Annotated in this window: 15 protein-coding genes; 1 reads left to right on the forward strand and 14 read right to left on the reverse strand. The window is 63.4% G+C overall.

Features of this window, described 5'->3' with window-relative positions:
• Positions 1-50 precede the first annotated feature (50 nt).
• Positions 51-1487, reverse strand: a complete 1437-nt coding sequence (locus DJFAAGMI_RS15190) for an aminotransferase-like domain-containing protein (RefSeq protein ID WP_211457744.1) — start codon at positions 1485-1487, stop codon at positions 51-53.
• Positions 1488-1640: 153 nt separating this feature from the next.
• Between DJFAAGMI_RS15190 and DJFAAGMI_RS15195 the strand changes: the two genes are divergently transcribed.
• Positions 1641-1967, forward strand: coding sequence for a DUF2917 domain-containing protein (locus tag DJFAAGMI_RS15195; protein WP_211457745.1), 327 nt, complete (start codon positions 1641-1643; stop codon positions 1965-1967).
• A gap of 53 nt (positions 1968-2020) precedes the next feature.
• Here DJFAAGMI_RS15195 and DJFAAGMI_RS15200 read toward each other — a convergent pair whose 3' ends face one another.
• The 13 genes from DJFAAGMI_RS15200 to DJFAAGMI_RS15260 form a co-directional block, all read right to left on the reverse strand.
• Positions 2021-2848 carry a hypothetical protein gene (locus DJFAAGMI_RS15200; RefSeq protein WP_249334336.1) on the reverse strand — a complete coding sequence of 276 codons (828 nt, stop codon included), beginning with the start codon at positions 2846-2848 and terminating at the stop codon, positions 2021-2023.
• 211 nt (positions 2849-3059) lie between these two features.
• Entirely contained in the window at positions 3060-4376 is a 1317-nt protein-coding gene (hisD, locus tag DJFAAGMI_RS15205; RefSeq protein ID WP_211457747.1) for a histidinol dehydrogenase, read from the reverse strand.
• Positions 4377-4397: 21 nt separating this feature from the next.
• Entirely contained in the window at positions 4398-5060 is a 663-nt protein-coding gene (gene hisG, locus DJFAAGMI_RS15210) for an ATP phosphoribosyltransferase (protein ID WP_211457748.1), read from the reverse strand.
• Positions 5057-6328 (reverse strand): UDP-N-acetylglucosamine 1-carboxyvinyltransferase, encoded by a 1272-nt coding sequence (gene murA, locus DJFAAGMI_RS15215; protein WP_211457749.1) that lies wholly within the window; start codon positions 6326-6328, stop codon positions 5057-5059. Before murA ends, hisG begins: the two co-directional genes overlap by 4 nt.
• Before the next feature lie 92 nt (positions 6329-6420).
• Positions 6421-6663: a BolA family protein gene (locus DJFAAGMI_RS15220; RefSeq protein WP_003058653.1), complete on the reverse strand. Its 243-nt coding sequence runs from the start codon at positions 6661-6663 to the stop codon at positions 6421-6423.
• A 73-nt stretch (positions 6664-6736) separates the two neighbouring features.
• Entirely contained in the window at positions 6737-7492 is a 756-nt protein-coding gene (locus tag DJFAAGMI_RS15225; protein ID WP_003058656.1) for an ABC transporter permease, read from the reverse strand.
• Positions 7489-8424, reverse strand: a complete 936-nt coding sequence (locus DJFAAGMI_RS15230; RefSeq protein ID WP_211457750.1) for an ABC transporter ATP-binding protein — start codon at positions 8422-8424, stop codon at positions 7489-7491. Before DJFAAGMI_RS15230 ends, DJFAAGMI_RS15225 begins: the two co-directional genes overlap by 4 nt.
• A gap of 74 nt (positions 8425-8498) precedes the next feature.
• Positions 8499-8825: an STAS domain-containing protein gene (locus DJFAAGMI_RS15235; protein ID WP_211457751.1), complete on the reverse strand. Its 327-nt coding sequence runs from the start codon at positions 8823-8825 to the stop codon at positions 8499-8501.
• Between the two features lie 19 nt (positions 8826-8844).
• A complete protein-coding gene (locus DJFAAGMI_RS15240) occupies positions 8845-9474 on the reverse strand; it encodes an MlaC/ttg2D family ABC transporter substrate-binding protein (protein WP_211457752.1) in 630 nt (209 codons plus the stop codon).
• Between the two features lie 79 nt (positions 9475-9553).
• The gene (locus DJFAAGMI_RS15245) at positions 9554-10351 is read right to left on the reverse strand and encodes an MlaA family lipoprotein (protein ID WP_211457753.1); all 798 of its coding nucleotides are present in this window, start codon (positions 10349-10351) and stop codon (positions 9554-9556) included.
• Complete coding sequence (mlaD, locus tag DJFAAGMI_RS15250; RefSeq protein ID WP_003058666.1) at positions 10348-10857, reverse strand: outer membrane lipid asymmetry maintenance protein MlaD; 510 nt, start codon at positions 10855-10857, stop codon at positions 10348-10350. The genes DJFAAGMI_RS15245 and mlaD overlap by 4 nt, the downstream gene beginning before the upstream one ends.
• Positions 10858-10886: 29 nt before the next feature.
• Positions 10887-11663, reverse strand: a complete 777-nt coding sequence (gene mlaE / locus DJFAAGMI_RS15255) for a lipid asymmetry maintenance ABC transporter permease subunit MlaE (protein ID WP_003058669.1) — start codon at positions 11661-11663, stop codon at positions 10887-10889.
• Positions 11660-12472, reverse strand: a complete 813-nt coding sequence (locus tag DJFAAGMI_RS15260) for an ABC transporter ATP-binding protein (protein ID WP_211457754.1) — start codon at positions 12470-12472, stop codon at positions 11660-11662. The genes mlaE and DJFAAGMI_RS15260 overlap by 4 nt, the downstream gene beginning before the upstream one ends.
• Positions 12473-12477: the final 5 nt, after the last annotated feature.

Genomic DNA, 12477 nt, shown 5'->3' on the forward strand with positions numbered 1-12477 from the left:
CTCGCATGGTACACGAATTTCGTGCAACACGAAATTCGTGTACCCCGAAATCACACCGGAGCCAACATGGAGCAGGCGATGGCTCCCACCTGACGCAAGGCCTGCAGATGTTGCGCCGTCCAGTCGCCTCCCAAACCCACACGGACTCCGTGCCGGAAGCGACCGGCAGCACCAAACAACATTCCGGGCGCGATCAGGATCTGCCGGGACAAACAGGCTTGATGCAAAGCCATGCCATCCAGTGGCGCCGGCAGCTCCAGCCACAGCAGCAACCCGCCCGGAGGATCGCTGACCCGCGTGCCGGCAGGAAAGCTCTGCGCAATCACTTGCCTAGCTTGCTCGACCCGTGCAGCAATGACGGCACGCAACTGGCGCATGGCGGCATGATGGCCGGCCTGCGAGATCAGGTCGGCCAGAGCCAGCTCCAGGACTGCCGATTGACCGCCTGCCTGCATTTCCTTGATCTTGCGCACCTTGTCCGTCCAGCGCCCAGCCTCCAGCCACCCCAGGCGCAGGCCCGGCGCCAATGTTTTGGAAAAGGAATGGCACAGCATCACCTGGCCCGTGCCGTCATAGGACTTGAGGCTGCGCCGGGCAGCATCGCCTTCGGCCAGATCGGCATAGATGGCATCCTCGATCACCGGCAGCTCATGCTGAACTGCAAGCTGCACCAGCTTCTTGCGTTCAGCCTGGGGCATGCAGCTGCCCAGCGGATTGCTGAGCGTGGGCACCAGCAGCAAGGCCTTGACCGGCTGGGTTTCCAGCGCCAGTTGCAAAGCATCCAGCGACAAACCGTGGCGCGGGTGGCAGGGTATCTCCAGGGCCTTCAGCTGCAAGGCCTGCAGCACCTCCAGAAAGGAAAAATGTGTGGGCGACTCCAGTGCCACCACATCGCCAGGCTCGGTCACGGCACGCAGACACAGGGCCACACTGTCCATGCAGCCGCCAGTAATGAAAATGCGATCCGGGTCCAGACTGCAGCCCAAGCCCACGGCGTAGCGCGCCAGTGCACGGCGCGCCTCTTCATGACCGTCCGAACCTGGATAGGTACACAGCAGGTGGCGGTGCTTTTGCACGGCACGGGTCAAAGCACGGCGTACCCGGTCGGGGTTGAGCAGATCGATGCCCGGGGTACCGCTGCTGAACGACACCATGCCTTCCGGCTGCTCCCGCCCCAGCACGCGCTGTCCCAGCCAGTCCAGCGACACGGCCCGTGGACGACGCATGGGCCGGGCAATCTTGGGCTCGGGCAGTTGGACGGCGCGCGGCGCCACAAAAAAACCCGAACGCGGCCGCGCCGTGACCTGCCGGGCATCCTCCAGCCAGTGATAGGCCTGTACCACGGTGGTCTGCGCCACACCATACTGCCGCGCCAGCATGCGTACCGAAGGCAGTTTTTGCCCATGAGCCAGCGCCCCCTGTCGTATGGCCTGACTCAGTTGCCCGGCAATCTGCAGATATAGCGGTGTCGACGCATCAAAATCCATGGGCAGATTCTGTACTGGCACAGACAAGCACATGCAGCACAGATGAAAGCCAGGACGAGCAGTACAGATGCCCTGCCCCAGGTATCTGTACTCATCCAGATCCACTGCCGCTGTGGCTGGCAGTACAGATCCATCCTCGGCAAAGTCGGAGGCATGAACTCAGCTCTCGCCACCTCCTCCTGGAAAACCTTGTCCCTGCAAGCCGCCACCTCGGTGCAGACCATGCATCTGGGCGCCGGTCTCAGCCTATGGTTGCAGACACAAAGCGGCATTGTCTGGCTGACCTGCGAAGGACAGCCGAGGGACTACTTTCTGCAGGCCGGTGAATCACTGCGCTTTGACGGCCCCGCCCGACTCTATCTCGGCACGCAAGGCTCACAGGACGCGACCCTGCGCTGGAGCCGTGCTCGCGTTCGTACTTCATCGTCTCCTGCCGCAACTGCAGCACCCACAGTGCCGGCCACAGCCGCAGCGGCCTGAGGCCTCATGTCAAAGGCCGACCAGCTTCGGGCCACGGCAGCGCAGAACCGGCCTCAGCGCCGATACTGCGGCGGCGGCGCATACTGCCGGCCATCCGCCGGGAAGGCTACGGGGTCCCGGGAATCGCGTGGTTCCATCCCTTGCGTAGAGCGACGGGGCAGATCCGGGTCGCGCTCGTCAAGACGCACATCAAACAGCGCCGTACCAATCACACCCACATTGCGCGCATCGCCTGCGGGCGTATTGTTGGCATAGGCCCGGCCCTTGCCTGCAAAGCGAAATGCCGCCACCTCACGGTCGTTCTTGCGAAAGCCGTCGATCACCAGTCGCTCACCAGGGCGCAGCAGATAGCCGCTGCTGTGCACGCTGCCAGGCTGGCCGCTCAGCACATCCAGACCATCCACCGTCGCCACCACTTCGTAGAAGCGATTGCTGCGGTTGGTGTAGACCAGCTCATAGCGCTCACCATGGCGGCCCGCGACATGGAAGTCCCGGGCTCCGCGCGCGGAAAAAATGCGCAGCACCGACCCGCTTCCGTCGAGCAGCTGCAGCTCCACATCACCGTCTGCCAGCAGCGCATTGGTCTGCCGCTCAGCAGAGTTGCCGAGCGCACGCAGAATACTGTGCTCGTCCGAATAGCGAAGCTGGCTGACATCGCGCGGACGCTCGGGCGTCAGGCGCGATGCGTGCACCACCTTGGTGGCGGACTCCCGCCCTTCGCCCCATTGCGTGCCCAGCGTGGACTCGACCCTGGGCGTGCGCGGCGCTGCCGCCGCGCTCTCTGCGACCTGGGCCGAAGGCGGTGCACCGCAGGCGGCCAGCCCCGCGACCAGCAGCAGTCCGCCCAGCAGCCTCCAGCCGCGTTGCGGCCAGGAACTCATGACCTGATTCATCTTCACGCTCCCTTGTTGTGATTGGCTATTGAATGCTGCGCTGCCACGCAGCTCGCCGAGTGTCACAGCAAACCAGCGCTTTCCTGCACCATGAAACATCTGGAGATGATTTGCCCCGGAACGGGGGACATGCCGACCTGCCCGGCAATGAAGAAAGCCGTGGGCTGGCCACGGCTTCAAGGGACAAGCGCTCGCCGATTTACTTCAGACGCATTTCGGCTGCACGGGCGTGACCCTGCAGACCTTCGCCATAGGCCAGCACGGCAGCGGTCTTGCCCAGGATCTGGGCCCCAGCCTCGCTGACTTCAATGATGGAGCTGCGCTTCTGGAAGTCATACACCCCCAGAGGCGAGGAAAAGCGTGCCGTGCCGCTGGTGGGCAGTACGTGATTCGGGCCGGCGCAGTAGTCGCCCAGGCTCTCCGACGTATATGCGCCCAGGAAGATAGCGCCGGCGTGCCTCAGCAGAGGCTCCCAGCGGTGCGGGTCGCGGCTGGAGACTTCCAGGTGCTCGGGCGCAATGCGGTTGCTGATCGCGCAAGCCTCTTCCATGTCCTTGGTCAAAATCAGCGCGCCACGGTCGCTCAGGCTCTTGGCGATGATGGCCTTGCGCGGCATCTCGGGCAGCAGGCGGTCGATCGCGGCCTGGACGGCATCGAGATAGGCCGCATCGGGGCACAGCAGGATGGACTGGGCCAGCTCGTCGTGCTCGGCCTGACTGAACAGATCCATGGCCACCCAGTCGGGTGGGGTCGTGCCGTCGGCCAGCACCAGGATTTCCGAAGGACCGGCAATCATGTCGATGCCCACGATGCCGAACACGCGCTTCTTGGCGCTGGCCACATAGGCATTGCCGGGGCCGGTGATCTTGTCCACCTTGGGCACGGTGGCCGTGCCGTAGGCCAGCGCCGCCACGGCCTGGGCGCCACCGACGGTGAAGGCGCGGTGCACACCTGCCACATAGGCAGCAGCCAGCACCAGCGGGTTCTTCTGGCCCTGGGGCGTCGGCACGACCATGATGATGTCCTGCACACCAGCCACATGGGCGGGAATGGCGTTCATCAGCACGCTGGACGGATAGGCCGCCTTGCCGCCGGGCACGTAGATGCCCACGCGATCCAGCGGCGTGACCTTCTGGCCCAGCAGCGTGCCGTCCTCGTCACGGTAGCTCCAGCTCTCGCCATTGGCCTTCTTCTGCGCCTCGTGGTAGCTGCGCACGCGGCGTGCCGCCGACTCCAGCGCTTCGCGCTCGGCAGCAGGCAGGCTGTCGAACGCGGCTTTCAGCTCCTGCTTGGTCAGCTCCAGCGCCGCCATGGAATCGGCCTGCAGGCCGTCAAAGCGTGCCGTGTATTCCAGCACGGCGTCGTCGCCTCGGGCCTGGACATCGGCCAGGATGTCGGCGACCCGCTGCTCGATGGCTGCATCCGTGTCCGCCGACCAATGCAGACGCTGCGCGAAATCATGCTCGAACTGGGCATCAGCGGTTGACAGACGGGCGGGGGCAGCTACGAATTCCATAGTATTCACCAGTGGGGAAAATCAGTTGTTCTTGGCGGCAACGGCCTGCGCAAACGCATCGATGATGTGGCGCAGCGGAGCCTGTTTGAGCTTCAGCGAAGCCTGGTTGACAACCAGACGCGAGCTGATGTCCATGATGGGCTCGACCTCGACCAGATCATTGGCCTTGAGCGTGTTGCCGGTGGACACCAGGTCGACGATGGCATCGGCCATGCCGGTCAACGGAGCCAGCTCCATGGAGCCATAGAGCTTGACCATGTCCACGTGCACGCCCTTCTTGGCAAAGAAGTTGCGGGCGATCTCGGGGTACTTGGTGGCGATGCGCAGACGCGCGCCCTGCTTGACGGCCAGCTGGTAGTCGAAGCCGTTGCGCACGGCCACGCTGACGCGGCACTTGGCAATCTGCAGGTCCAGCGGCTGGTACAGGCCCTGGCCGCCATGCTCGATCAGCGAATCCAGGCCCGAGACACCCAGATCCGCGCCGCCGTATTGCACATAGACAGGCACGTCCGAAGCACGCACCAGCACCACGCGCACATCGGAGCGGTTGGTGTCGAAAATCAGCTTGCGCGACTTTTCCACATCCTCGGTCACCTCGATGCCGGCAGCGGCCAGCAGGGGCAGGGTTTCTTCAAAAATGCGGCCCTTGGACAGGGCGATGGTCACAGGCGTTGCGGTGCTCATGCGGAAATTCTCTCGATATCGGCGCCCAGGGCGCGCAGCTTGTCTTCCATGCGGTCGTAGCCACGATCCAGGTGGTAGATGCGATCGACGATGGTCTCGCCCTCGGCCACCAGACCGGCAATCACCAGGCTGGCCGAAGCGCGCAGGTCGGTCGCCATCACGGTGGCGCCGGACAGGCGCTTGCCGCCTTCGATGGTCGCCACGCGGCCATCGGTGGTGATGCGCGCGCCCAGGCGCACCATCTCGTTGACATGCATGAAGCGGTTCTCGAAGATGGTCTCGGTCACCATGCTGGTGCCTTCGGCCACCAGATTCAGCGCCATGAACTGGGCCTGCATATCGGTGGGAAAGCCCGGATATTCGGTGGTGCGAAAGCCCTGAGCCTTGAGCTTGCCGGAGGACGCCACCTTCAGGCCGCCATCCACGCAGTCCACGCTCACGCCCGCATCCTTGAGCTTGTCGATCACGGCGCCCAGATGATCGGCGCGTGCGTGGTGCAGCCAGGCTTCGCCGCCGGTGGCCGCCACGGCGCAGAGGAAGGTGCCGGCCTCAATACGGTCGGCCACCACCTGGTGCTCGCAGCCATGCAGCTTGTCCACGCCCTGAATCACGATATGGCTGGTGCCGTGGCCGGTGATCCGGGCTCCCATCTTGATCAGCATCTCGGCCAGATCGGTGATTTCGGGCTCCATGGCGGCATTTTCCAGCACCGTCTCGCCTTCGGCCAGCGCAGCCGCCATCAGGAAGTTCTCGGTACCGGTCACGGTCACCATGTCGGTGGTGATGCGTGCGCCCTTCAGGCGCTTGCGGCCTTCGGGCAGGCTGGCAAGCATATAGCCGTTTTCCACGGTGATGATGGCACCCATGGCCTGCAGGCCCTTGATGTGCTGATCCACGGGGCGCGAGCCGATCGCGCAGCCGCCGGGCAGCGACACCTTGGCATGGCCGAAGCGAGCCAGCAGCGGACCCAGGGCCAGCACCGAGGCGCGCATGGTCTTGACCAGCTCGTAAGGTGCTTCGGGCGTCAGGCTGTCGGGAGCCACAAAGCTCATGCCGCCGCGTTCGCCATGGGTCTCGGTCTGCACGCCCATATTGGCCAGCAGCTTGCGCATGGTGGCGACATCATGCAGACGCGGCACATTGTGCAGATGCACGGGCTCGGCGGTGAGCAGTGCGGCACACATTTCAGGCAGAGCGGCGTTTTTGGCGCCGGAAATGATTACTTCGCCCTTGAGGGGACGACCACCGTGGATCTTGAGTTTGTCCATGGCTTCAAGCCTTGAATGTTTATAGGTAAAAAATGCACTCAGCGCTTGTGTATCAAGCGCTGACAGCTATCAATCTTGCTTTGCAAGCCGCCTCAGGCCTGGGCAGCCGTCCATTCTGCCGGGGTATAGGTCTTCATGGACAGAGCATGGACTTCATCGGTGGCCATGCGATTGCCCAGCGTGGCATAGACCAGGCGCTGACGACCCAGCAGACGCTGGCCTTCGAACTGCGCAGACACGATGGTGGCAAACCAATGTCGGCCATCGCCTTCCAGCGCAATATGCTCGCAGGGCAGGCCGGCGGCGATCAGGTCTTTGAGTTGGTCTGCAGTCATGGGGAACCTTTATGCGCAAAAGCTGGCGAAACCGGTCATTGTCTCGCAAGCAGCCCTGCGTCAATTCTAAAAATCAGTTACGAATCTTGTAGCCGATGCGCAGCAGGTGCACGGCCAGCGCGCTCACGGCCAGCCAGGCAGCGCCCACGATGGCAAAGCTGAGCCAGGGCGAGACATCGCTCTGGCCGAAAAAGCCATAGCGGAAGCCGTCGATCATGTAGAAGAACGGGTTGACATGGCTGACCGCCTGCCAGAAGCCGGGCAGCGAGTGCACGGAATAGAACACGCCGGACAGAAAAGTCAGAGGCATGATCAGAAAGTTCTGGAAGGCCGCCATCTGGTCGAACTTCTCGGCCCAGAGGCCGGCGATCAGGCCCAGCGTGCCCATCAGGGCGCAACCCAGAAAGCCGAACACCAGAATCCACAGCGGCGCGGCAAAGTCGGGCACCGCAAAGAACAAGGTGACCACAAACACGCCCAGCCCCACCAGCAGGCCGCGCAGAATCGCCGCGCCCACATAGGCGCTGAACCAGGCCCAATGCGACAGCGGCGTGAGCAGCACGAATACCAGCGAGCCCATGATCTTGCTCTGCACCAGGCTGGACGAGCTGTTGGCAAACGCGTTTTGCAACATGCTCATCATCACCAGACCGGGAATCAGAAACGCGGTGTAGGGGATGCGGTCGTAGACCATGACCCGGCCTTCAAGCACATGGCCGAAGACCAGCAGATACAGCACGGCCGTGAGCACCGGTGCGGCCACGGTCTGAAAGCTCACCTTCCAGAAGCGCAGCACTTCCTTCTTGAGCAGGGTCTGCCAGCCGTTCATTGGACACCTCCTGCAGGAGCCTGTGTCCTGGAGCCTTCATTCATGATGTGGATGAACACATCTTCCAGATCCGCACGGCGGATCTCCACATCCTCGGGGGTCACGCCCGCCTCGCGCAAAGCGGCCAGCAGTTGCTCCACATCGCCGGCATGGGCTGCGGGAATCTGCACGATTCGACCGGTGACCCGCGCCCTGTCGGCCACGGCCTGGGGCAAGGCGCTGTCGGTCTTGAACTGCAACACATTGCTGGAAGCCGACTTGAGCAGCTCGCTCATGGGCGAGAGCTTGATGATCTCACCGCGCTTGAGCATGGCCACGCGGCTGCACAGTGCCTCGGCCTCTTCCAGATAGTGAGTGGTCAGCAGCACCGTATGGCCCTGCTTGTTGAGCTTGGCAATGAAATGCCACAGCGTCTGGCGCAACTCCACGTCCACGCCGGCCGTGGGTTCGTCCAGCACGATGATGGGCGGCTTGTGCACCAGGGCCTGGGCCACCAGCACTCGGCGCTTCATGCCGCCCGAGAGCTGACGCATATTGTTGTGGGCCTTGTCCGTCAGGCCCAGGCTGTCGAGCAGCTCGTCGATCCAGTCGTCGTTGTTCTTGACGCCGAAGTATCCAGACTGGAACTTCAAGGCCTCGCGCACATTGAAGAAGGGGTCGAACACCAGCTCCTGCGGCACGATGCCCAGCTTGCGGCGTGCATCGGCGTAATCGGCCTGCACATCGCTGCCCTGCACCAGCACGCGCCCGCCCGTGGCTTGCGCCAGTCCGGCGAGGATGCTGATCATCGTGGTCTTGCCGGCACCGTTGGGGCCGAGCAGACCGAAGAATTCACCTTCCTCGATATCCAGGCTCACCGATTTGAGGGCCTGGAAATCCCCCTTGGGGGTGCGGTAGGTCTTGGAGACGGATTGGAATGAGACTGCGGACATGGAGCCCATGATTCTAGGGCTTGCCCACAGCCTCTGCCTTGGCGGGGCTTAGCCGGACACAGTGATTCGTCAGCCTAGCCCTGCTGAGCGGTGGCGGCCGCATCGGGCACAGGAGCGGGCATCAGCAAGCCATCCACGCCATACAGCGCGGCCATGGACTGCAGCCCCTTGGGCAGACCTTCGACAACGAGCTGCTTGCCCGCCTCCTGCGCAGCGCGCCGGCAGGCCAGCAGCACGGCCAGGGCCGCCGAGTCGAAGACCTTGACGGCGCTGGCATCCACCACCACCCGGGCATCCGCATGGCCGATGACCAGCGGGCGCAGGCGCAGCAGACAGTCGCGTCCCTGACGATAGGTCAGTTCCTTGGGCAGTTGCAGAGGGTTGCTAGCTGAGCGGGCCATGACGTCTGAAGCGCTTTGCTTACTTGGTGGCCGTGGCCGGCATGGAGCTGCGCGAGGCCAGGGTCTTGATCAGGCCGTCGATGCCGTTGGCATTGATTTCCTGGGCAAACTGGTTGCGGTAGGTCTCCACCAGCCACACGCCGAGCACGTTGAAGTTGTAGAGCTTCCAGCCCGTAGCCTGCTTTTCCAAACGGAAATCGAGCTGCACGGGGTCGCCACGACCGTTGACCTGGGTGCGAACCAGCACATCGGTGTCACCGGCAGCCATGCGCACAGGCCTGACGGTAATGGTCTGATCGCCGACCTGGGACAGGGCTCCCGCATAGGTGCGAATCAGCAGGGCCTTGAACTCGTCCTGCAGCTTCTGGCGTTGCTCGGGCGTGGCCTGGCGCCAGGCCGGACCGACGGCAGCCGATGTCATGCGGCGAAAGTCCACATAGGGCATGACCTTCTCGTTGACCAGCGCATTGATCTTGCTGGAGTCGCCGTTGCGCAGCGAGGCATCCTTCTTGATGGTCTCCAGCACATCGGCAGAGACGCGCTTGACCAGGGCATCGGGCGCCTCCTCAGCGGCCTGGGCAGGCAAACCCAGATTCAGGGCGAGCATGGCACCTGCTGCCATGCCCCACATGCGACGAGTAATCTTCATTGCGTTTTTCTCCTAGGCCCGCAAGTGTCACCGCACTCGCGCAGCCTGTGCATCATGTTTGTAACCAAGCTCTACCGGCTCACTGGCCTTCGGGAGGCAGCTTGCCGGCGTTGTCGTCATCATAGTTTTCGAGACGACCATCGCCGCCGGACGCCGCGCCGCCAATGCGTGAGCGCAGATAGACATCGCGCACCAGGCTGTATTTGTCGAGCGCAACGGAGTCCAGCACATCGCCGGCCTTGAGCAAATTGGCCCGGTTGTTGACCATGCGCAGGCCGAACAGGCTGTTGCGCCAGCGCACATCGTCCATGGTGTTGGCGGGATAGCCGAAGGCGTCGACCGCCAGACCGGCCGAGTCACGCACCGTGGAAGGGCCCCAGAAGGGCAGCACCAGATACGGCCCCGTGGGCATACCCCAGCGGCCCAGCGTCTGGCCGAAGTCCTGCTTGCGGCGCTCGATGCCTGCCTCGCTGGCAATATCGAACAGGCCGCCTATGCCCAGCACCGTGTTCACGCTGAAGCGAACCATGGAGTTGTAGGCACCCTGGCCCTGCCCCTGCAGCACGTTGTTGACAAAGGACCAGGCATCGCCGAGATTGTCGAAGAAGTTGGTCACGCCCTGGCGCGCCACGCGCGGCGTCACGTTCTGATAGGCCGTGGCCACGGGCTTGAAGACAGCTTCGTCCACCCCTTCGTTGAAGGAATAGATGCTGCGGTTCATGGACTCCAGCGGGTCGGCCGGGTTGCCGGAGCCTGTGGTAGTCGCGCAACCGGACAGCAGTGCCGCTGCGCACACGCCAGCTGTCAGCGCTGCATGCTTGAGCGCCCGAGTCTTGTTCGACGCCAGTTTCGTTTGTGGGCTTGTTGTAGTCATCATTCTTTCGCTCCCCCGTTGGCTCCGTTGGCTGCGCCAGCACCGGAATCACCGCCCTGCTCGGCCTTGCTGTAGAGGAACTGACCGATCAGATTCTCCAGCACCACGGCAGACTGGGTGGCCGTCACGCGGTCGCCGGCCTTGAGGTTTTCTTCGCTGGCACCCGCTTCAATACCAATGTACTGATCGCCCAGCAGACCGCTTGTCAGAATTTTCAGCGAGCTGTCCTTGGGAAAGGCATAGCGGTTTTCCATGCTCATGGCCACGTCGGCCTGAAAGGTCTGGTCGTTGAAGGTGATGGACTCGATACGGCCCACAACCACGCCGGCGCTCTTGACCGCGGCCTTGGGCTTGAGCCCGCCGATATTGTCAAAACGCGCCGTGATCGCATAGGTCTTCTGGAAATTCAGGCTCAACAGATTGGCCGACTGCAAGGCCAGGAACACCAGGGCCAGAGCACCGATCAGCACAAACAGGCCGACCCAGACATCACTTTTCTTTTGCTGCATGATTTTTTACCTCTATCTGCTGTGCAGCCTCAAATGCTGAACATGGTTGCGGTGAGCAGGAAGTCCAGGCCCAGAACCGCTAGCGAAGCTACGACCACGGTACGGGTGGTGGCCCGGGAAACCCCTTCAGGCGTGGGCTTGGCCGCATAGCCTTGGAGCAGAGCCACAAAGGTCACGGCCAGGCCGAAGACAAAGCTCTTGAGCACGCCGTTGCCCAGATCGCTCCACCAGTCCACGCCCTGCTGCATCTGGCCCCAGAAGGCACCACTGTCGACGCCGATCATCACCACGCCCACCAGCCAGCCGCCCAGCACGCCGACGGCGCTGAAGACTGCGGCCAGCAGGGGCATGGTGATCAACCCGGCCCAGAAGCGCGGCGCCAGAATGCGTTTGACGGGGTCGACCGCCATCATCTCCATGGCCGACAGTTGCTCACCGGCTTTCATCAGGCCGATTTCGGCCGTCAGGGCCGTGCCGGCACGGCCCGCAAACAGCAGAGCCGTGACCACGGGTCCCAGCTCGCGCAGCAGGCTCAGGGCCACCATCATGCCCAGCGCCTCGGCCGAGCCATAGCGCTGCAGAATGTAATAGCCCTGCAGACCCAGCACAAAGCCCACGAACAGTCCGGAGACGCCGATGATGGCCAGCGAATAATTGCCCAGAAAGTGAATCTGGTCGCCGATCAGGCGCGGACGCCTGAGCGCCGGCCCCATCAAGCCCAGCAAACGCCACAGCAGGCGCGCACCGATCCCCATGTTGACCAGCTGGCAGCGCACTGCCAGGCCAATGCGTGCGAGAAAGTTCATGCACGCCTCCTGCTGCCGAAGTCCTCGTCGGCACTGACGCCGGGATAGTGGAACGGCACAGGCCCCGCGGGTCTGGCATGGATGAATTGCTGCACCAGCGGATCGCTGCTGGCGCGCACCTCTTCGGGCGTGCCCTGGGCGGCAACGCTGCCGGCCCCCAGAATCACCACATGGTCGGCCACGCGGAAGGTTTCCTCCAGATCGTGGGAGACCAGAATTGAAGTCAGGCCCATGGCATCGTTGAGCTGGCGGATCAGCTGCGCCGAAGTGCCCAGCGAAATAGGGTCCAGGCCCGCAAAAGGCTCGTCGTACATGATGAGCTCGGGGTCCAGTGCAATCGCACGGGCCAGTGCCACGCGGCGGGCCATGCCGCCCGAGACCTGGGAGGGCATCAGATCGCGCGCCCCGCGCAGGCCGACGGCATGCAGCTTCATGAGCACGATGTCGCGAATCAGCTCTTCGGGCAGATCGGTGTGCTCGCGCAGCGGAAAGGCCACGTTGTCGAACACGCTCATGTCGGTGAACAGCGCACCGAACTGAAACAGCATGCCCATGCGGCGACGCGCGGCATAGAGCTGCTGCGCATTCATGGCGGTCACATCCTGGCCGTCAAACAGCACCTGGCCCTGCTGGGCGTGGTTCTGCCCGCCGATCAGACGCAGCACCGTGGTCTTGCCGCCACCCGATGCGCCCATCAGCGCCGTGACCTTGCCGCGCGGCACTTGCAGGGACAGATCGCGCAGGATGACGCGGTCACCATAGCCAAAGGTGACATTGCGCAGTTCCACAAAGGGTGCGTTGGGTGACATGCGTG

The organism is Comamonas brasiliensis (assembly GCF_018292285.1).
In the GTDB taxonomy this organism is placed as follows: Bacteria; Pseudomonadota; Gammaproteobacteria; order Burkholderiales; family Burkholderiaceae_C; genus Comamonas; species Comamonas brasiliensis.